This window comes from Sneathiella sp. (assembly GCF_029233945.1).
Classification (GTDB): Bacteria; Pseudomonadota; Alphaproteobacteria; order Sneathiellales; family Sneathiellaceae; genus Sneathiella.
The window spans coordinates 42,289-62,489 of record NZ_JARGOQ010000018.1; the positions used below are offsets into that span (position 1 = coordinate 42,289).

The window sequence follows — 20,201 nt, forward strand, 5'->3', positions numbered from 1 at the left end:
CTTGTGCGATGCAAAGAAAGATCAGGGATTTCCATGCGGCGGAGGAGGGAGCGGCGCTGCTAATCTTTGCGCTGGCGATTTTTATTGTTATCGGCGGCGTGGCCTTTGCGATTGATGTCTCCCGCTTTTTCGCGGCGAAGTCGCGGCTCGGCATTGCCAGCGAAATGGCCGTATTGGCGGCGGCGCAGAATTTCCGTTTTTTGAGCACGGCGGAGCTGAACCAGCTGGCGACGGAAATGCTGCAGGCAAATTTCCATGGGGCGCATCTGTTGACTTTTTCCGATGAGATCCTCGCGCCTCCGTCTGTCAATCTGCTGACCGATGCGGAAACCGGGGAGATGACGCTCCGCGCCTCCGCCATCATCCCGACCATGCTGCTGCGGGCGCTTAATTTCCTCGATCCGGTTACGGTGGCGAGTGAGATCACGGTGGTCCAACAGAAGCCGGAGGCGGAGATAATCCTCGTTATCGAGGCATCGGAGATTTTCGAGACGGCAGGCCGCCTTGCGGAGGTAAGGGCAGCCGCACAGGGCTTGATCACCGCGCTGGAGGCCGAGACCACCCAGGAAGAGGGCATTAAATGGTCGCTCGTTCCCTTCGGCAATAACATCGTGAATGTCGCACCGCATAAGGGCTGGGTGGCGGCGGGAATGTGGCCTCTCAATATACCGCCGCTTGTGCCGGGCACGACGGAATGGGTGGGCGACCTCGCGGAAGATCGATGGTGCATCGCACCGCGCTTGGGTTCCACAGGGGAGGATGATACACCGCCCGCAACGACGGGTTTTCCCCTTGTCCTGACCTTGGGCGCTGAAATCGACGCAGGAACGGGCCTGCCGCATTTCACCAATGTCACAACGGCGGACTGTCGAGAGGATCGGATAGTGGGCCTCACCGACAGCCTCACCCTTTCGATGGCACTTGCGTCCGTTCGCGGGAATGGCGGGACGGCGTATGGCCGGGCCATGCTCTGGGCGGAGCGGACAGTGTCTCCGCTCTGGCAGGGCGTGTGGAACGGCGATGCCGCCCGGCCCGTTGCCTATGACGATGAAGCGGTTGAGAAGGTCACCATTTTGGTTGTTGGTTCAGACGCGGAGGATGCGGCGGAAGATAGTCGCCTTTCCAGCACCTGCGCGCGGATGAAGCAGAATAATATCACTCTTTATGTGATCGACTATCTCGCGCCCGCGGGCACGTCTACGCGGCTGGAGGCCTGCGCAACCACGACGGGGCATTATTTCCGCGTGACGGACGAGCCTTCCTTGCGGAGTGCCTTTTTCGCCATCGCGAAATTCATGACTGTGGTTCGTTTTGCTGGCTAATCCGGCCAGCCGCCGGGCGTGATAAAAATCTGACCGAGGGAAGTGAGCGTTTCCGGCCCCTCATCACGCATCAAATGAACGAGATAGGGCATAGGCCGCCTCTCAAATGCTGTGTCGATTTCGGCCAGTAAATCCGGCGTCTTGCCAGCCGTCGTTTCACAGGGATAAAAATACGGGGTGATCCAGCGCTTCTTTTCAAGAATGAGGAAATGATCAAACTCCGGTAGCGGGGTATCCTCAAGGCTCTCCCGGCTGTGCCATCTACCGCTAAGGCCATTTTCTGAAATTCTGGCGGGCGGTTCGGGATGGGCATTCCCCACCGGATAGAAGAGGCAGCCTTTGACCCAGGGGTGGGATGTTACATCGCCGATGCCATATAAGCCGAGAACGGCGGCGGTTTCCGTGTGGGTCGGAAGCAGGAGCTGATGCCCATAGAGCCGGTCGAGCTTTCTTTTGAGGGTATCTTTCTGCATCGGCCCGACGAAATCCGCTTCCTCCGTCGGGAAGCCGATATTGAGATAGAATTTCACCGACAATTCCCAATGCCACGCCTGATCCGCATACAGAAAGGCGAGGTCGATCTCGCCGAGGGAGCGCTTTTCACGATATATGGGAATATTGCTGCCGATCATCCGGACGGACGGTAAATTGTCGAGCCAAAAGATAACCAGCTGCTCGAAATACCGGCCAAGATTAAGGCGTCGCGTCGCGACGAGATGAGAGAGCAGCGGTTCCGGGTCATCCTGTACCCTTGCAAGCAATGCCGCCGTCTCCGGATCGCTGGCGAGATCGGGCGCGGGCGTGTCTTTGAGCAGGAAAGGGGACTTGATGACCCATTCCAGATCCCGAACGGCGAAGGGGATTTTATTCGCCAGCGCTGCCTCCCTCATCCATACAGGCTATAGAACATACGCGCGGAGGTCAGAAACAGGAAGAAGGCAAAGGCTTTTTTGAGCAAGCTCGCGTTGATCTGATGGGCGATTTTCGCGCCAAGCGGAGCGAAGAGGGCGGCCATCGGAAAAATCACCAGAAAGCCCAGAATATTGACATACCCGATATTTCCGGGGGGCAATTTTGCGGCATCAAGGCCGGAAATCAGGAAGCCGATCGTGCCCGGCACGGCAATGATCAGCCCGATGGCCGCGGCGGTGCCGACTGCTTTTCGGATCGGATAGTTGAAAAGGGTGAGGATCGGCACCGTAAAAGTGCCGCCGCCGATGCCCATCATGGCGGAAAACCCCCCGATAAAGAGCGCGATCAGCTGCTTGAACGGTGTTTTCGGCAGGCTCTCGGAGATATGCACATTATCCGGTCGGAAGGCCATGTTTGCAGCCACAATGAGCGCGAGCGTCGCAAAGACAAGGGTCAACAAATGACCATTGGCATATCCGGCGATGATCGTTCCCACAATAACCCCGATAAAGATCACCGGTCCCCAGCTTTCCAAAAGGTCGATATCAATCGCGCCTTTCTTGTAATGGCTGCGCGCGGAGGAGATGGACGTCGGGATGATGGTTGCGAGCGACGTACCGATGGCCACATGAATGCGGATATCGTCATCGACACCGAAAAAAGGCAGGATGTTATATAGCACGGGCACAATAACGATGCCGCCGCCCACACCAAGCAACCCGGCGAGAATACCGCCAACAATGCCCGTTCCGGCAAGCGCCGCGATCAGGCCGATCAGAAGCGGCAGGGAAACATCAGCGAACATTCAAAGATACTCCAGTTGACGGGAAAACGCCTTAGCTGCTTTTTAGCAGATCGCGCAGGATAAGTTCCAGCTTGTTCAGCGAATTGCAGGTTTCAGCGGTGGAGCAATAGGGCGCAATACGGAGCATTTCAGAATCGCCAGAGCCCCAGATCGATTTGCGTTCGGGGTTGAGCCAGATAACCCGCTTCGCCCGGAGCTTGATTTCTTTCAGAATATCGATGCGCGGGTCTGCGCCGTTGGAACGGCCGTCACCCAGAAAAATAACCGTCGTCCGGTTGTCGATCTCATCAAGGCAGAGCTCCTTGAAATCCTCAAGCGACCGGCCGTAATCGGTGGATCGCCCGCCATATTTCTCAATGGCGAAGGGAATGGCCTCCTCCGGTCCGAGCCGGTCAAATTCACCGGTAATCTCGCCAAGATCGCCGGAAAAGGCGAAAGAGCGCACCTTTGGCAGCACTTCATTGAGGCTGTAGAGGAACAGGAGCAAAAACCGCGCAACCGATGCGACGGAGCCGGAGACATCGCAGACAGCGAGTACTTTTGGTCGGTCTTTATGCTTCTGCTTCCAATGGGTTTCAAACAGGATGCCGTCATAGGCCACATTGCGCCGCATGGTCTTGCGAATGTCAAGATGACCCCGGTTCTTCACCTTTTTTACGCGCGAGTTCATGTCCGTCAGGCGCTTTGCCATGCGCTGAACCAACTGGCGCATATATTTGAAGTCGCGATGTTCGACATTTGAGAGACGGACATTTTTGAGGATATCCTGGCGGAACTGCTTGGCCTTGCCGCTGCTGGTGAGGGCGAGCTGGCGCTCCACCATATCGCGGACCGCATCGAAGAGAAGCTCCAGCCGACCGGAGAGCCGATCCGCGCCCTCTGCGTCGCCGTCCTTGTTGCGCTTAGAAATCTCCCGATTGACCTCATCAAGGCCCATACCTTCCATAATCCGGCGGGTAAAAAGCCCCCGCTGGGTCATCAGGACGATATTGCGAAGATTGGCGGCACTCGCGGCCGCGGTCATGGCCATGGTAAGCTCGGTCCGGTCATTGCGCTCCAGCATATCAAGAAGCGGGGCCGCAGAGCCGCTCTCGCTTTGCTCGCCGGAAAAGCCACCCCCGCCTTCACCGCCGCCGGAGGCCGGATTGGGCGAGTTTTCATCATCATTCGCAGGCGTCATTTCAGGCGATGTGTCTGTGTTTTCGTCGGTCTCCTCGCCCTCCTCATCAAGCGTCTCTTCCGGCGCGAGATCAGGGTTGATCTGGTAGCTGAAAAACTCGTCGAAGCAACGCTCGAAAGTTTCCTGTTCTTCAATCGTTTTCGCCATTACCTGCGCGAGCGCGGTCTTTAGGAGGCCCCGATCCTGATATCCGAACAGGCGCACGGTTTCGGCGGCATCGACACTTTCGCTGATCGACACCGGCACATCCGAGTAGCGCAGCATCTCGACAAAATCTGCGAGTGCCCGGTCCATCAGCGTACTTCTTTTTGTGCCACCGAGATAAATTTCGGGACTTCGCTATGCATGTTGTCGATATCTTCTTCGAATTTTAGCAGCATATTGAGAGTGTTGCGCACCAGATCAACCTCCAGCTTGTCTGCATGCAGCAATAGAAGCGTGCGTGCCCAGTCGATTGTCTCGCTGACCGCCGGGAGTTTCTTCAAATCCTGCGTGCGAAGCTGCTGCACGAAGGAGACAAGCTGATTACGCAAATTCTCCTCCAGCTCCGGCACCCGCGTCTGGATAATCCGTCGCTCCAGCGAGGCATCGGGGAAAGGAATATAAAGATGCAGGCAGCGGCGTTTCAGGGCATCGCTCATCTCGCGGGTGTTGTTGCTGGTCAGGAAGACGAGCGGCTTGGTTTTCGCCTTGATCGTCCCGATTTCGGGGACAGAAATCTGATAATCGGAGAGTATTTCCAGCAAATAAGCCTCGAACTCATGATCCGATTTGTCGATCTCGTCAATCAGCAGGACGGTTTTAACCTCTGATTTCAGCGCCTGTAGAAGCGGTCGCGGTTCCAGAAACCTTTCCGAATAGAAACTGTCTCCGAACTGATGCAGCTTGTCCATGGATTGTTCTATTCCGACCGCATCCTCCAAAAGATCCCCGAGTTTTTCCTTCAGGATCTGGGTATAGAGAAGCTGCTTGCCGTATTTCCACTCATAGAGCGCCTTTGATTCATCCAACCCCTCATAGCATTGCAGGCGGATCAGCGGTGCCGCGAGAATTTCGGAGGCTGCTTTTGCAAGTTCTGTCTTGCCGACGCCGGGCGGTCCCTCGACCAGGATTGGTTTATCGAGCTTTTGCGATAAATAGATAGAGGTGGCGATATGGCGATCGCAGATATATCCCGCCTTCTCAAATCCGTCTTTGATCAGGTCGATGGCGTTTGCGGGGTCTTTATCAATGAATGTCACGTATCGGTTCCATGTTATTATTATTGTTCACTGGTTAAAAAAGATTACCTATTCAATAGCAGGCTCGTCCGCGCTTTGCTAGGGCAATCCAACTGGACAGCGGATGCAGGGCGGGTTAAAAAGCGGCAACAATGCGGCCTATATGCCGCATTTTACGGCTTAGGTGAACGGAAATAGCAATATGAGTACGACAAAAGAAATACGCAGCTCCTTTCTGGACTATTTTGCAAAGAATGGTCATGAAAAGGTGGAGAGCTCGCCGCTGGTGCCGCGAAACGATCCGACCTTGCTGTTCACCAACGCGGGCATGGTGCAATTCAAGAATGTTTTTACCGGTCAGGAGAAGCGGCCGTATAACCGCGCCGTGACAACGCAGAAATGCGTCCGCGCGGGCGGTAAGCATAACGACCTTGAGAATGTCGGCTATACGGCGCGCCATCACACCTTTTTCGAGATGCTGGGGAATTTCTCCTTTGGCGACTATTTCAAGGATCAGGCGATTGAGCTTGCCTGGAACCTGCTGACAAAGGAATTCGGCCTGCCGGAGGAAAAGCTGCTCGTTACCGTCTATCATGACGATGACGAGGCTGCGGATCACTGGAAGAAAATCGCCGGTCTTTCCGACGACAGGATTATTCGCATCGCCACGTCCGATAACTTCTGGTCCATGGGCGATACCGGACCCTGCGGTCCCTGTTCGGAGATTTTCTTTGATCATGGGGAAGGCATTCCCGGCGGCCCGCCCGGCAGCCCCGATGAGGATGGCGATCGCTTTATCGAGATCTGGAATCTCGTCTTTATGCAGTTCGAGCAGCACGCCGGGGGCAATCGGGAAAACCTGCCGCGCCCCTCCATCGATACCGGCATGGGGCTGGAGCGGGTGACCGCCGTCCTGCAGGGCAAGCATGACAATTATGATATCGACCTGATGCGCCACATCATCGAGGCCTCGGCCGATATCTCCGGCATTGCGGCGGATGGGGAATTCAAGATGTCTCACCGCGTAATCGCCGATCATTTGCGCTCCTCCTCCTTCCTGGTCGCCGATGGCGTGTTGCCGTCGAACGAGGGACGGGGATATGTGCTCCGCCGCATCATGCGCCGCGCCATGCGCCATGCGCATATGCTGGGGGCGAAGGAGCCGATGGTCTACAAACTGGTGCAAACACTGGTCGATGAAATGGGGGACGCGTTTCCGGAACTCGCCCGTGCCCAGTCGTTGATTTCCGAAACCTTGAAGCTGGAGGAAACCCGTTTCAAGGAAACACTGGATCGTGGCCTGAAGCTGCTGGGCGATGCCACCGAAAAACTGGGCGGCAGCGATCCGCTTCCGGGCGATGTGGCGTTCAAGCTGTATGATACTTTCGGCTTCCCGCTCGATCTCACGAAAGATATTCTTCGCGGCCAGAAACGCGAGCTGGATGAGGCCGGATTCGATGCGGCGATGAAAAAGCAGAAGGAAGCCGCCCGCGCCGCCTGGTCCGGCTCCGGGGAGGCCGCGACGGATACGCTTTGGTTCGATTTGCATGAAAAGGTCGGTGCGACGGAGTTTCTGGGCTATCAGACGGAAACCGCCGAGGGCAAGGTGCAGGCGATCATCAAGGATGGCAAGGAAGTGGACCGCGCCCGGCAGGGCGATGAAGTCATGGTCGTGCTCAACCAGACGTCTTTTTATGGCGAGAGCGGTGGTCAGGAAGGCGATCACGGCAGGCTGAAAACCGCCGACGGCTTTGCCATGACGGTGAAAGACACCCAGAAGAAGCAGGACCTCTTTATCCATATGGGGCAGATCGCGAAGGGCGAGTTGAAAGTCGATGACGTGGTGGAAACCCATGTCGATCACAACCGCCGGAACCGCCTGCGCGCCCATCATTCGGCAACCCATTTGCTGCATGAGGCGCTGCGTCAGGTTCTGGGCGATCATGTGACGCAGAAGGGGTCTCTTGTGGCTGAAGACCGGTTGCGGTTCGATTTCGCGCATCAGAAGCCAATGACGGACGCGGAGATCGCCGAGGTCGAGAAAATGGTCAATGATCGTATTCGCGTAAATGCCGATGTCGATGTCCAATTATCCACACCAGAGGAAGCCATCAAAGCCGGCGCCATGGCGCTTTTCGGTGAAAAATATGGCGATGAAGTCCGTGTTGTCTCCATGGGCGGTCTCGATGTGACAAAGGGCGCAGGGCGCAACTATTCAACGGAGCTTTGCGGCGGTACGCATGTTGCCCGCACGGGCGATATCGGATTCCTCAAGATCGTCAGTGAAGGCGGCCTTGCCGCCGGTGTCCGCCGGATTGAGGCCGTTGCCGGGGAGGCCGCGCTTGACTATGTCAATGAGCGGGAGAGAATTTTGGCCGATGCGGCCGCGACCCTTAAAATCGCACCGCATGACCTTGGGAACCGCATCCAAAGCCTGCTTGAGGATCGCAAGAAACTTGAACGTGAACTCGCCGATACCCGCAAGAAACTGGTAAGTGGCGGGGGCGGCGGCGCGACTGAGGCGCCGGAGAAGGTTGGCGATATCTCGCTGATGGCACGGCTGCTTTCCGATGTGCCGCCAAAGGACCTCAAACCCATGGCGGATGAGATCAAGAAGCAGCTGAAAAGCGGCGTGATCGTCCTGATCAGCAATAATGACGGCAAGGCCTCCATCGTGGTCAGCGTAACGAATGACCTGACCAAGGAATTGAGTGCGGTGGATCTAGTCCGCGCCGGATCAGAGGCGCTTGGCGGTAAGGGCGGCGGTGGTCGTCCCGATATGGCGCAGGCCGGTGGCCCCGATGGCACAAAAGGCGAAGACGCCGTGGCCGCGATTAAAGGCTTGATCGCGAAAATGACCTCCGGTGAGGTTCTGGCGGGCTCGTAGCCAGACCAAAAAGCCGGCAGGTCTGCCATCCTGCCGGCTTGGTACGCTACTGGTTAATCGACTGTGCCGCCCCGGTCCAATCGGGGTAAAATTGGCAGGGACGGCACTTCCTCCCTGGACTTGCCGGCAGCCAGTTAATAACTGACTAACCGGTAAATTGGCATTTGGCGGTTGGTTGTGGCTAAAAAGCGGCCATTCCGGGGTTATTTCATGTCCGCCGTATTTTGCGCCGCTGCTTGATCTTTCGCCCATCTCCAATACATATAGAAGGCGCCTGCAAGGCGATGTCTGCTGGATGAGGGACATGAATTATTTCAAGACCGGATTACTGATTGCTGCGATTACCGCGTTGTTTCTGGCCGTGGGATTTCTCCTCGGCGGGATGACCGGGATGCTGATTGCGTTTGCCGTGGCGGTCGCGATGAACGGCTTCGCCTACTGGAATTCGGACAAGATGGTCCTCAAGATGTATGGCGCGCGTCAGGTGGGCCGGAGCGAGGCACAGGGCCTTTATCAGATGGTGGAGGATCTGGCGGCGCGGGCGGAACTTCCCATGCCGAAGGTCTTTATCATGGATAATCCGCAGCCCAACGCCTTTGCAACGGGCCGGAACCCGGAAAATGCCGCCGTTGCGGTGACGACCGGCCTCATGAAAATCCTGAATAAGGAGGAAACGGCGGGCGTTCTCGCGCATGAGCTGGCGCATATCAAGAACCGCGACACCCTGACCATGACGGTTACCGCGACGATTGCCGGTGCGATCAGTATGCTGGCGAATTTTGCGCTCTTCTTTGGCGGCAGCCGGGATAACCGGATTGGTATCGTTGGTACTATTGCCATCATGGTCCTCGCACCGCTCGGCGCGATGCTGGTACAGATGGCGATCAGCCGGACCCGTGAATATTCTGCCGATCATACCGGCGGTGAAATCTGCGGAAATCCGGAGTGGCTGGCGAGTGCGCTGCAAAAGCTCGAAAATTCGGCGCGGGGTATTGAAAATATCCCGGCGGAGAAAAATCCCGCCTCGGCCAGCCTGTTTATCGTCAACCCGCTACATGGTCAGCGGGCGGACAAGCTCTTCTCGACCCATCCCTCGACAGCGAACCGTGTTGCAAGGCTTAAGGAACTGGCGAAATCACTGGTGCCGTCCGGCGGGCAGCGTGTGCGGGCGGACCGCGAAGACCGTTATTCCCATGAAGGGATGTTCAGGAAACCATCCTCGCGCGGCTCCACACCCTACACCGATTCCCCTGTCAACCGCCCACGTCCCAAGAAAGGGCCATGGGGCTGATTACGACAGGCTCTTCGGCGATTTGACGAGGGCGCGTGTCAGGAAACGGCTCAAATGGTCCACATATTCCTGACGGCTCTGCCCCTTGCGATAGGCCATCGGCGCGGAGAATTGGATCAGGCCCATCATGGCGTGGCCAATCAGGTCGGGATCGATATCCTCATAAAGCTCTCCATTGAGCTGTGCGCTCCTCAACTGCGCAATAAAGCCCGAGGCAAACTTGCTGCGGACTTCCTTTGACGTTGAATCTGTCGGATCGAAAACTTTGGTATCGACAAGCGCCGAGCGAAGCAGGCCAGGGTTTTGTTCGGCGAATTCCTGAATGGTCGTCAGGCTATAGCGGATATATTCTTCGAAACTGTCGACTTTTGGAATGCGGGAATGCACATAGGAATGCAAATCCTCCTGCGCGCCGCTGGCGAAAGCGAGAAATATCTCCCGCTTGTCCGTATAGTGGCTGTAGAAAGTCCCGTGAGCGACGTCTGCTTCCTTGGCAATATCCTGCGGTCTTGTCTCGTGATATCCCTTGCTGACGAAGAGTTTGCGGGCCGCCGCCAATAGCCGGTTGCGCTTTTCTTCTTTTCTTTTACTGGCTCTATCTGACGCCACTGTGACGGGTGTTGATTGATTCATCCGCCTCCCACCTTTTTATTTTTATATTTTTTCGCGTCTATTGCTGGCAATTATTACAACAATTTGTCAGTATTCTTACAATAACAGTCCGATGCCTAAAATAGAACAAAAAAATCAACGGAGTTTGTTCCCCATATGCCGTCTTCTATTCCATTTCGGCCATTTATGCGGCCGACCCCAGATATTTCGATCGCTCAAAATGACGATGGAAGCTGGATTGTCAAGAGTAATATCTCGCTAGGCGAGTATTTGGCCAATATTGGCACCTATTTCCGGCGGGCGGCGACGGCGTATCCGGACCGTCCTTTTCTTGTGCAATGCCGGCCCGAAGGGGGTTGGCCTGAACTCACCTATCAGCGTCTTCAGGATGAGGCGGATCAGGTGAGCAGTTACTTGCTGGCGAACGGGTATGGACCGGAAAAATCCATTATGATCCTGTCGGGGAACAGCTTCTCTCATGCGATCCTGAAAGTGGCGGCGCTTCAGGTTGGCGTGCCGGTCACGGCCTGCTCGCCGTCCTATTCATTGATGGGCTCGGATTTTTCAAGGTTACAATATGCCGTGGAATTGACCGAACCCGGCTTGATTTTCGCGGAAGACGGGGATGCCTATGCTGCCGCACTCACGGCGCTTGACCTTACAAATCTGGAGGTGGTGACGGTCCGCGGGGAAATTCACGGAGGCAAGCGGTTCTCTCATATGCTGGGTGCGGTGGATCAGCAGGCCGTCGAGGCGGCTTGTGCTGCCGTGACCGGTGAAACGCTCGCCATGATCCTGTTCACTTCGGGCTCGACCGGGATGCCGAAGGCGGTCCCGAATACGCAAAAAATGCTGTGTTCCGCGCAGAAAACGCTGGAGCTGATTTCCGAGCAGCCGGATCCGGTGAATGACCCGACCCGCGTGCTCGATTGGCTGCCCTGGCATCACACCTATGGCGGAACCGTGAATTTCTTCGGCATTGCAAGGAGTTATGGCACGCTTTACATGGATGACGGAAAACCGACGCCGGGCCTCTTTGGGCGGACCATCGAGAATTTGAAGATCGTCTCACCGTCACGTTTCAGCACGGTCCCGGCGGCCTATAGCTTTCTGGCGGATCAGCTGGAGCAGGATGAAGAGCTGGGGCATGCTTTTTTCAAGAACCTTAAAATCTGCCAATATGGCGGCGCGGCTCTGTCGCAGGAAATGTTTGAACGGATGCAGCATCTTGCGATCAAATATACCGGCATGCGCATTCCTTTCGGCACCGGCTGGGGCGCGACAGAGACCACCGGAACAGGCACGGCGGTTCATTGGGACAGCGAAAGGGTCGGCCTGATTGGGGTGCCGACGCCGGGCATCACGGTCAAAATCCTCCCCGTTGGCGAAAAGCTCGAAATCCGCATCAAGGGACCGAATGTCCATACGGGCTATTACAAGCGGCCCGACCTCACCGCGCAGTATTTCGATGAGGAGGGATATTACTGCATCGGGGATGCGGTGAAATGGGTCGATCCTGACAATCCAAAGCTGGGCATGATCTTTGACGGTCGCGTCGCCGAGGATTTTAAACTCACGAGCGGAACCTGGGTCAGCACAGGGTCCCTCAGATTGTCATTGATCGATGCACTTGACCCGCTCGCCCGCGATGTGGTGATTGCCGGTCACGACCGGGAGGAAGTTGGCATTCTGATCCTCTTGACGGAGGCAATGCACGGGAAATATGCGGCGCAGGCGGAGGCGCTGTCGGCGGATGGCAAGCGGATAATCGCGCCATCGCTGATTGAGGCTGTTCAGGAGAAGCTCAGCCGCTATAATCAGGACAATCCGTCACCAAGCCGACGGGTAGGGAGAGCGCTGATCATGGCGGAGCCATTGTCGGTGGATAAGAATGAAATAACGGATAAGCAATATATCAATCAGGGAGCCGTACTTTCCAATCGCGCTGATCTCGTCGTTCGCCTGTTTGACGGGGCCGTCGATAGAGAAGTCATTAATCTGAATAACAACAAAGAGATGAAAGGCATTTCAAATGTCAGCAATGAACAAGCAGATACTGCTTAAATCACGGCCTGTCGGGGAGCCGACCGCGGATAATTTCGATCTGGTGGAAACGCCGGTGCCAACACCCGGACCAAACCAGTTTCGCGTTAAGGTCATCTATATGTCCCTCGACCCCTATATGCGCGGTCGGATGGGAGCCGAGAAAACCTATGCAGCGAATGCAGAGGTTGGCGAGCCTATGGTTGGTGGCGGCGTTGGGGTGGTCGAGGAATCGAATAATGATCAGTTCAAGACCGGCGATTATGTGATGTGCGGAACCGGCTGGCAGAGCTATTGCCTGTCCGACGGGACCGGCGTGATGAAGCTTGATCCAAATCAGGCGCCGATCTCGACCGGTGTTGGCGTTCTCGGGATGCCTGGGCTTACTGCTTATTACGGACTGCTCGAAATCGGTAAGCCGAAAGCGGGGGAAACGGTTGTGGTTGCCGCAGCCTCCGGCGCGGTTGGCGGCGTTGTCGGCCAGATCGCCCGAATAAAAGGCTGTCGCGCCATCGGTATTGCTGGTTCACCAGATAAATGCGCCTTTGTGGTGGATGAACTCGGCTTCGACGCTTGCCTCAACTATAAGGACGCTGATTTTCCGGAACAACTCGCCAAGGCCTGTCCGGACGGGATCGACGTTTATTTCGAGAATGTCGGCGGCAAGGTGTTTGAGGCGGTTCTGCCGCTTCTCAATGACGATTCCCGCGTGCCGCTCTGTGGTCTCATCTCGCAGTATAATATGACGGAACTGCCGCAGGGCACGAACATGCTGCCCGCCCTCACGCGGGCGATGCTGACCCATCGTATCCTTATTCAGGGCTTTATCATCTCCTTTCATTTCCATCACCTGCCGGCTTTTCTGAAAGATGTCAGCGGCTGGATCCGAAGCGGCGAGCTTAAATACCGCGAAGATATCGTGGAGGGGATCGAGAATGCACCGGAGGCTTTTATGGGCCTCTTGAAGGGTAAGAATTTCGGGAAATTGCTGGTGCGTGTTGCCGACGATCCAACAAGAAACTAAAAGAGACATACAGTCAAAAAAGAACTCCAGAAGGAAGGAAAAAGAAAATGACTGCCATCACTGATTTTGTCAGCTACGAGGCACATGGGACCGTTGGTGTCATCACCGTCGACAGCCCACCCGTCAATGCCCTGAGCCAGGGCGTGCGCGCCGGTATCAAGGGCGGGATTGAGGCCGCCGTTGCTGATGATTCCGTTAATGCCATCGTGCTGGCCTGCGCCGGGCGGACCTTTATCGCCGGTGCGGATATCACGGAATTCGGCAAACCCCCGCAGGAGCCGGGGTTGAACGAGGTGATCTCTGCCATGGAAAACTCGACCAAGCCGGTCGTTGCCGCCATCCATGGCACGGCGCTTGGCGGCGGGCTGGAAACGGCCCTCGGTTGCCATTACCGGGTTGCGAATGCGGCCGCGAAAGTCGGCCTGCCCGAAGTGAAGCTGGGTCTCCTGCCGGGCGCAGGCGGGACGCAGCGACTGCCGCGTGTGGTCGGGGTGCCGATGGCGCTTGAAATGATTGCGTTCGGTAACCCGATCGGCGCGAAACAAGCTCTTGAAGTCGGCCTTGTCGATGAAGTGGTTGAGGGAGACCTGACGGAAGGCGCGATTGCCTTTGCCAAGAAAGTCGTCGTCGAGGGACGTCCGCTCGTAAAAATCAGCGATCAGAACGACAAGCTGGAACTGGCTAAGAAAACTCCGGCGATCTTTGGTGATTTCCGCAAAAAAAATGCCCGCAAGTTCCGGGGATTTGAGGCACCGGAAAATTGCATCAAGGCCATCGAGGGCGCGGTTAATCTTCCGTTCCCGGAAGGTCTTGTCCGCGAACGCGAGCTCTTCACCGAGTTAATGAGCGGCGAACAGGCCAAAGCGCAGCAGTATTTCTTCTTCTCCGAACGGCTTGCCAACAAGATCCCGGATGTGCCAAAAGACACGCCGCTGATTGATATCAACACGGCGGGCATCGTCGGGGCCGGAACCATGGGCGGCGGTATCGCGATGAACTTCCTGCAGGCGGGCATCCCCGTCACAATCGTGGAAACAACGCAGGAAGCCCTTGATAAGGGCCTCGGTATCATCAAGGCGAACTATGCGGCCACCGTCTCCAAGGGTCGGCTGTCGCAGGCGACGATGGACAAGAATATGTCCCTGCTGACCGGCTCCACCAATCTTGAGGATCTGAAAAACGTCGATATCGTCATCGAGGCGATCTTCGAGAATATGGATGTGAAGAAGGATATCTTCGGCAAGCTCGACAAGGTCTGCAAGCAGGGAGCAATTCTCGCAACCAACACCTCAACGCTCGATATCGATGAGATCGGGGAGGCGACAAGCCGGCCTGAATATGTCATCGGGCTGCATTTCTTCTCTCCCGCCAATGTGATGCGGCTGCTGGAGGAAGTGCGGACGAAGAAAACCAGCGCCTCCGTCATGGCGACTTGTATGGCGCTTGCCAAAAGGATCGGCAAGGTTCCGGCCATGGTCGGTGTGTGCGATGGCTTCGTTGGCAACCGCATGTTGGCCCAGCGCGGCGAGCAGGCGGCGCAACTCATCCTTGAAGGGGCGAAGCTAGAGGATGTGGATCGCGTTCTTTTCGATTTTGGCTTCCCCATGGGACCCTTTGCCATGTCCGACCTTGCGGGCAATGACGTTGGCTGGCGCATTCGTCAGGGCAGGGGTGTAACTAGCCCGGTCGCCGACGGAATCTGCGAGCTGGGCCGCTTTGGCCAGAAGACCGGTGACGGCTATTACCATTATGAAAAGGGCAGTCGCACGCCACAGCCGGACCCGATTGTCGAGGAGATTATCGTCAAGGCCGCCCGCGATGCCGGAATTAACCGGCGGCAGGTGTCGGATGAGGAAATCCTCAAACGCTGTATCTATCCGATGATCAATGAAGCGGCGAAAATCCTCGAAGAGGGGATTGCGACCCGCGCCAGCGACATCGATGTGATCTGGGTTTATGGCTATGGCTGGCCGATCTATCGCGGCGGGCCAATGCGTTATGCCGATCATATCGGGCTTGAAAATATCTATAACGATATGCTTAAATTCAAGGCCGAGCATGGGGACGAATGGACCCCGGCGCCGCTTCTTGAGAAGCTTGCCAAGGAAGGTAAGGGGTTCAAGGACCTCTAAGCCGATATCAACAGAAAGCCCCGCGTTTTTGCGGGGCTTTTTTTATGTCTTCGCGTGACGGGCGAGATAGGTAACGGGGATCAGCGCAGCGGCAAAGACAAGGCAGGACACCAGAAAGCAGTCATGGAAGGTGAGGGTCATCATCTCGACAGTCTGATCGACATTGAGGGCCGCGCCGCCGTTTGTCGCCATAATCTCCGCCCCATAATGGGCGGAGCGGGCAGTGATCAGCACGGCAATGATATTCACCCCGATGGTGCCGCCCAGCATACGGCAGAAATTCAGCGCGCCGGAGGCTTGCGGCACCTGCGGCTGAGAGACGCTTGAAAGTGACAGGGTGCTGTTAGCGGGCAGGATCAGGCCAAGCGCCGCACGTCCGAGAATGACCCAACCAGCGATCATCCAGAAACTGCTTCCCCGATCCGCAAATGTCAGGGCATAAATTGAGATAACGAACAGGATAATGCCGGTATAGAGCAATCGATGTCCCGGAAGGCGATCGACCAGCCGTCCGGCAATTGGCGACACGAACGCGAGCGCGAGACCACCCGGAAGAAGAAGCAATCCTGCCTCCGTCGCGTCACTCAATTGCACCGTTCGCGCAAAGAGCGGCAGCATATAGATGGTGGAGAACATGCCTGCGCTTGTTATGGCGCCCACGACGACGGTCGAGGTGAACTTGAGATTGCGGAACATCTCAAGTCGCAGAAGCGGGGAGTTGCTGCGTCGTTCCCGGAGAAAAAACAGGATAAAACCGATCAGGGAAATGCCGAGGTAAAGAAATACTGCCGGATCGCTCACCGGATGAAACTGGCTGTTGGAAAGCCCAGTCAGTAACGTTCCGACGGTGAGCGCGATAAACAGGAAACTGAGCAGGTTAAACCGGCTCCCTTGCTGCGCGTCATCGCGGTCGGGCAGGAAAATCCATCCGGCAACTGCGGCAAAAAATGAAAGCGGCAGCGCGGCGGTAAAAGTGTAATGCCAGTCAAAGACATCGGTAATCACGCCGCCGATGGTCGGCCCGACCGCGGGCCCGAGAACCACGATCATGCTGAACACGCCGATGGCGGAGCCGCGCCGGTTTTCAGGAAACAGCATAAAGACGAGCGCCATGGAGAGCGGCTGGATAATCCCGGCGCCGGCGCCCTGCAGGATGCGCGCGAAAATCAGCAGATTAAATGCCGGGGCGAACTGGCCGATCATGCATCCCGTGAAAAACAGGCATGACGCGAACAAAAATGTTTTCCGCGCGCCGATGTTCTGCAACAACCAGGCGGAGGTCAGCATGCAGACGGCGTTGGCGCAAAGAAACCCGGTGGACATCCACTGCGCCGAGGCTTGCGTCACGCTGTAGTCGGCCATGATGTTGGTCAGCGCCACATTGATCATGGTGGAGGAGAAAATACTCGCCAGCAGACCGAAAATAACGGCGAGAACCGCGAACCACTTAAAGCGCGTGCCGTATTTCTGTTCCAGGAGCTTTAGCCGTGTACTCGACATAATTAGCCTGAAAACTCGTTACGGATTTTCCGGTTATGTTCACCAAGGGCCGGAATGGCATTATACTGCCCGGTTTCACCGGTCAAATGAATGGGGGAGGCGATCAGGTTGACTGGACCGGCGCTGCTTTCCACCACGGTGCGTTCCAGCTGCGGATGATCGGAGAGATCGGCAACGGAATTCAGCGCGCCGAAGGCGATGCGTCCTTTTTGTAGCCGCTCGATTATTTCTGTCCGGGGCAGCTCTCCAAATATCTTGTCGATCTCCGCGTTGAGGGCGGGGCGATTCGCGACACGCTGCTCATTGGTGGCAAAGCGCGGATCATCGGCAAGCGACGGATTATGAAGTGCATATTCACAGAGGTTCCGCCATTCCGTCTGGTTCTGGATGGAGATAACGACCGGCCCGCCTTCCTTGGTTTCATAGGCCTCATAGGGCGCGATGGACGGATGAGAAAGACCGCCGCGTCCCGGTGCTTTTCCGCCATATTCCTGATGCAGAAGGGGGACCGTCATCCAGTCCGCCATCCCGGCAAACAGCGTCGATTTGACGGCGCGGCCCCGGCCGGTGCGCTCGCGTTCATACAATGCCTCCAGCACGCCGACGAGGCCATGCATCCCGGCGGCGATATCGCACACCGATACGCCGACACGGCCGGGTCCGTCCGGCGATCCGGTGACCATGGCAAGGCCTGTTTCGCTCTGTACCAGCATGTCATAGGCCTTCATCTTGGCATACGGCCCCTCCTCCCCATAACCGGAGATATCGACGGTGATCAGGCGGGGATTGCGCATCTGCAATGTCTCACAATCAAGGCCATAGCGTCCCACAACACCGGGCGCGAGGTTCTGGATAAAGACATCCGCCTTGTCGATCATGGTTTTTAGGAGCGCAAGGTCATCGGCTTTTTTAATGTCGATCTGGACCGATTCCTTGCCCCGATTGAGCCAGACGAAATAGGCGCTTTCCCCATTAACCACCGTGTCGTAGTTGCGGGCAAAATCCCCCTCCGGGCGTTCGATTTTAATCACGCGCGCGCCCGCATCGGCGAGGCGGCAGGAAAGATAGGGGGCGGCAACCGCCTGTTCGAGGGAGACGACGAGAATTCCGTCAAGAGGACCGGACATATTCTTCTTCTTTGTTTGATTTTGGGGCAAGCCTATCTATGCCCCGCAATTTGAATTTAATCAATAGGGGCCTGCCCCTATCCGATCCAGATGGCCAGCGTCCGGCTGATATCGGCATAGGACGCGCCGCTTTCCTCATGCCAGGTATTGAACGCCGCCTGCACCGCCGCCTGATCCTTTTTCGCCGTCAGCTTGCCGCTGGCGACCCCCAGCTTGTTGAGCGCGGCGACGACGTCATTGGTCAGGATAAAGCCGTCCTTGCCCATCATGCGGACGAAATAAGGACCCGAATTGCCGCCCAACTGCTTGAAGCGCTTCTTGATATCCGCATAGAGCCCGATCATGTCATTCGTCGGCCAATCGGCGAGATAATTCCCGACGGAGCCAAATTCCTTTTCCAGATCGACCAGGGCAAGCGCATTGTGATGGGTTGCCCGGATCTTGCCGAGATGTCGGATAATGCCCGTGTTGTCCATGAGCGCAGCGATATCGTCCTCGGTCATGAAGGCGACTTTCGCAGGCTCGAACCCGTGGAACGCCGCCTCAAAGGCGGGCCATTTCCCCCGGACCATTGCCTGATTGAGGCCGGTGGAGAAGATGCGGAAACTCATGTTTGAGAAGTACTCCGCGGCAGGAGTTTCGCGAATCTCCGCATCGCTTTTGAGTTCCGGCATCCGGGCGGCAAGCTCTGTCGCGCCGCCCGCATTGTCTTCCGCTTTGGCGCGGATTTCGGTAAATGAGATCATGGCGATATTTCTTCCCGTAAGAACGTGCCCCCGGGTAGAATACCGCCAGTTGATCCGGACCGCTATCCCATAAATCCGGATTTGGTGATCGGTAATTCCCGGATACGCTCCCCCGTTGCGGTAAAGATGGCGTTGGTGAGCGCGGGCGCGATGGGCGGTGTGCCCGGCTCTCCCACACCACCGAGCATCCTGCCGCTCGGCGCGAGATGAACTTCAATCTCCGGGCAATTGGCAAGACGGACCATCTCATAGTCGGGGAAGTTGCTGTTGATGACTTCTCCATCCTCGATCTCGATCTCGCCGTAAAGCGCGGCGGTGAGGCCAAAGATAATGCCGCTTTCCATCTGCGCCTTAACGGTATCGGGATTGACGACGGCGCCGCAATCGATAACGCAATAGACTTTATCGACAGTGACTTCCTTGCTTTCGTTCACCGTGATCTCGACGACCTGACCAACGATGGAGGAAAAGGACTCATGGAGCGCCACACCGCGCGCGCGGCCGTCGCCAAGCGGTGCGGACCAGTTGCTCACCTGCGCAAGTTTCTTGAGAACATTGGCGAAATCAGGGTAATTCTCAAGATGGGCAAGGCGAAAGTCGATGGGGTCTTTGTCCGCCGCATGGGCCATCTCATCCATGAAGGATTCGGTAAAGAAAGCGTTGTAGGAATGGCCGACACTGCGCCAGAACCCCACCTGAATGGGCAGCTTCACCGGCACATGATCGACGAGGCGGTCCGCGAACTCATACGGGATATTGGCCGCGCCTTCACTCGTGCTGTTATCGGGCGAATCCATTGTCGCCCAGGGAAGCAACCGCGCGGTGAAAGAGCCTGCCAACGACTGGCTGGCAATCCGGTTCACCCAGCCTGAAATCTTGCCGTCAGGCCCAAGCGCGCCTTCAAACCGGCTGACGGCGGCGGGACGGAAGATATCATGCTGAATATCATTCTCGCGGGTCCAGAGGAGCTTGACCGGGCGGTCCTTCATTTCCTTGGCGATGGAAACCGCCATGACGACCAGATCAATTTCCGCCCGCCGCCCGAAGCCGCCGCCCAGCAGGGTTGTATGAACGATGACATTCTCCGCCGGAACGTCGGCGATTTTCTCGGCAAACCATTTGATCAAGGTCGGGGCCTGGTTCGGCATCCAGATTTCAACACCGGTTTCGGTTACCTTTGCCGTGCAATTCATCGGCTCCATGCAGGCATGGGCGAGGAACGGCACCTTATAGACCGCCTGAACCGGCGCCTGCGACGTGCGAATTGCGTCATAGGCATCGCCCTCTTCTGCATAGACGCGTGCGTCTTCGCTTTCGAGGTTTTCTTCCAGAAGAGTAAGAATACTTTCTGAGGAATATTCTTTTGCGGGTCCGTCGTTGAAAGTCGCGGGCAGCGCATC

General features: G+C 56.6%; 15 protein-coding genes. 6 read left to right on the forward strand and 9 right to left on the reverse strand.

Annotation, left to right across the window (positions count from 1 at the left end; genetic code table 11):
* The first annotated feature begins 8 nt into the window (after window positions 1-8).
* Window positions 9-1,322, forward strand: coding sequence for a Tad domain-containing protein (locus P1U71_RS07980; RefSeq protein ID WP_301105048.1), 1,314 nt, complete (start codon window positions 9-11; stop codon window positions 1,320-1,322).
* Here the strand turns inward: P1U71_RS07980 and P1U71_RS07985 are convergent.
* The 4 genes from P1U71_RS07985 to P1U71_RS08000 are packed head-to-tail and all read right to left on the reverse strand — an operon-like array spanning window position 1,319 to window position 5,460.
* Entirely contained in the window at window positions 1,319-2,212 is an 894-nt protein-coding gene (locus tag P1U71_RS07985; protein WP_301105049.1) for a DUF1853 family protein, read from the reverse strand. The genes P1U71_RS07980 and P1U71_RS07985 overlap by 4 nt on opposite strands.
* Complete coding sequence (locus tag P1U71_RS07990; RefSeq protein ID WP_301105050.1) at window positions 2,209-3,039, reverse strand: sulfite exporter TauE/SafE family protein; 831 nt, start codon at window positions 3,037-3,039, stop codon at window positions 2,209-2,211. Before P1U71_RS07990 ends, P1U71_RS07985 begins: the two co-directional genes overlap by 4 nt.
* 31 nt (window positions 3,040-3,070) lie before the next feature.
* The gene (locus P1U71_RS07995; protein WP_301105051.1) at window positions 3,071-4,513 is read right to left on the reverse strand and encodes a VWA domain-containing protein; all 1,443 of its coding nucleotides are present in this window, start codon (window positions 4,511-4,513) and stop codon (window positions 3,071-3,073) included.
* Window positions 4,513-5,460, reverse strand: a complete 948-nt coding sequence (locus tag P1U71_RS08000) for a MoxR family ATPase (RefSeq protein ID WP_301105052.1) — start codon at window positions 5,458-5,460, stop codon at window positions 4,513-4,515. The genes P1U71_RS07995 and P1U71_RS08000 overlap by 1 nt, the downstream gene beginning before the upstream one ends.
* Before the next feature lie 181 nt (window positions 5,461-5,641).
* Here P1U71_RS08000 and alaS point away from each other — a divergent pair, with 181 nt between their 5' ends.
* Entirely contained in the window at window positions 5,642-8,326 is a 2,685-nt protein-coding gene (gene alaS / locus P1U71_RS08005) for an alanine--tRNA ligase (protein WP_301105053.1), read from the forward strand.
* A gap of 304 nt (window positions 8,327-8,630) precedes the next feature.
* Window positions 8,631-9,617 (forward strand): zinc metalloprotease HtpX, encoded by a 987-nt coding sequence (htpX, locus tag P1U71_RS08010; RefSeq protein ID WP_301105054.1) that lies wholly within the window; start codon window positions 8,631-8,633, stop codon window positions 9,615-9,617.
* Here the strand turns inward: htpX and P1U71_RS08015 are convergent, their stop codons facing one another.
* Window positions 9,618-10,250, reverse strand: coding sequence for a TetR/AcrR family transcriptional regulator (locus P1U71_RS08015; protein ID WP_301105055.1), 633 nt, complete (start codon window positions 10,248-10,250; stop codon window positions 9,618-9,620).
* Window positions 10,251-10,415: 165 nt separating this feature from the next.
* Between P1U71_RS08015 and P1U71_RS08020 the strand changes: the two genes are divergently transcribed.
* Genes P1U71_RS08020 through P1U71_RS08030 form a run of 3 tightly spaced genes read left to right on the forward strand, consistent with a single transcriptional unit; the run spans window position 10,416 to window position 15,428 of the window.
* Window positions 10,416-12,293, forward strand: coding sequence for an AMP-binding protein (locus tag P1U71_RS08020; RefSeq protein ID WP_301105056.1), 1,878 nt, complete (start codon window positions 10,416-10,418; stop codon window positions 12,291-12,293).
* A complete protein-coding gene (locus tag P1U71_RS08025) occupies window positions 12,262-13,296 on the forward strand; it encodes an NADP-dependent oxidoreductase (protein WP_301105057.1) in 1,035 nt (344 codons plus the stop codon). The genes P1U71_RS08020 and P1U71_RS08025 overlap by 32 nt, the downstream gene beginning before the upstream one ends.
* Window positions 13,297-13,343: 47 nt before the next feature.
* Window positions 13,344-15,428 (forward strand): 3-hydroxyacyl-CoA dehydrogenase NAD-binding domain-containing protein, encoded by a 2,085-nt coding sequence (locus P1U71_RS08030; protein WP_301105058.1) that lies wholly within the window; start codon window positions 13,344-13,346, stop codon window positions 15,426-15,428.
* Between the two features lie 42 nt (window positions 15,429-15,470).
* On the opposite strand, the gene P1U71_RS08035 is transcribed toward P1U71_RS08030, so the two are convergent.
* From P1U71_RS08035 to P1U71_RS08050, 4 genes are all read right to left on the reverse strand, one after another.
* Window positions 15,471-16,928 carry a DHA2 family efflux MFS transporter permease subunit gene (locus P1U71_RS08035; protein WP_301105059.1) on the reverse strand — a complete coding sequence of 486 codons (1,458 nt, stop codon included), beginning with the start codon at window positions 16,926-16,928 and terminating at the stop codon, window positions 15,471-15,473.
* A 2-nt stretch (window positions 16,929-16,930) separates the two neighbouring features.
* Window positions 16,931-18,055: a CaiB/BaiF CoA-transferase family protein gene (locus P1U71_RS08040; protein WP_301105060.1), complete on the reverse strand. Its 1,125-nt coding sequence runs from the start codon at window positions 18,053-18,055 to the stop codon at window positions 16,931-16,933.
* A 77-nt stretch (window positions 18,056-18,132) separates the two neighbouring features.
* Window positions 18,133-18,801: a DNA-3-methyladenine glycosylase I gene (locus P1U71_RS08045; RefSeq protein ID WP_301105061.1), complete on the reverse strand. Its 669-nt coding sequence runs from the start codon at window positions 18,799-18,801 to the stop codon at window positions 18,133-18,135.
* Window positions 18,802-18,863: 62 nt separating this feature from the next.
* A partial coding sequence (locus P1U71_RS08050) for a molybdopterin cofactor-binding domain-containing protein (protein WP_301105062.1) occupies window positions 18,864-20,201 on the reverse strand: 1,338 nt, incomplete at its 5' end.

Bases quoted from the DNA above. Each gene is read 5' to 3' on its own strand.
- P1U71_RS07980 (WP_301105048.1), top strand. From the start codon at position 9: ATGCAAAGAAAGATCAGGGATTTCCATGCGGCGGAGGAGGGAGCGGCG.
- P1U71_RS07985 (WP_301105049.1), bottom strand. From the start codon at position 2,212: ATGAGGGAGGCAGCGCTGGCGAATAAAATCCCCTTCGCCGTTCGGGAT.
- P1U71_RS07990 (WP_301105050.1), bottom strand. From the start codon at position 3,039: ATGTTCGCTGATGTTTCCCTGCCGCTTCTGATCGGCCTGATCGCGGCG.
- P1U71_RS07995 (WP_301105051.1), bottom strand. From the start codon at position 4,513: ATGGACCGGGCACTCGCAGATTTTGTCGAGATGCTGCGCTACTCGGAT.
- alaS (WP_301105053.1), top strand. From the start codon at position 5,642: ATGAGTACGACAAAAGAAATACGCAGCTCCTTTCTGGACTATTTTGCA.
- htpX (WP_301105054.1), top strand. From the start codon at position 8,631: ATGAATTATTTCAAGACCGGATTACTGATTGCTGCGATTACCGCGTTG.
- P1U71_RS08015 (WP_301105055.1), bottom strand. From the start codon at position 10,250: ATGAATCAATCAACACCCGTCACAGTGGCGTCAGATAGAGCCAGTAAA.
- P1U71_RS08020 (WP_301105056.1), top strand. From the start codon at position 10,416: ATGCGGCCGACCCCAGATATTTCGATCGCTCAAAATGACGATGGAAGC.
- P1U71_RS08025 (WP_301105057.1), top strand. From the start codon at position 12,262: ATGTCAGCAATGAACAAGCAGATACTGCTTAAATCACGGCCTGTCGGG.
- P1U71_RS08030 (WP_301105058.1), top strand. From the start codon at position 13,344: ATGACTGCCATCACTGATTTTGTCAGCTACGAGGCACATGGGACCGTT.
- P1U71_RS08035 (WP_301105059.1), bottom strand. From the start codon at position 16,928: ATGTCGAGTACACGGCTAAAGCTCCTGGAACAGAAATACGGCACGCGC.
- P1U71_RS08040 (WP_301105060.1), bottom strand. From the start codon at position 18,055: ATGTCCGGTCCTCTTGACGGAATTCTCGTCGTCTCCCTCGAACAGGCG.
- P1U71_RS08045 (WP_301105061.1), bottom strand. From the start codon at position 18,801: ATGATCTCATTTACCGAAATCCGCGCCAAAGCGGAAGACAATGCGGGC.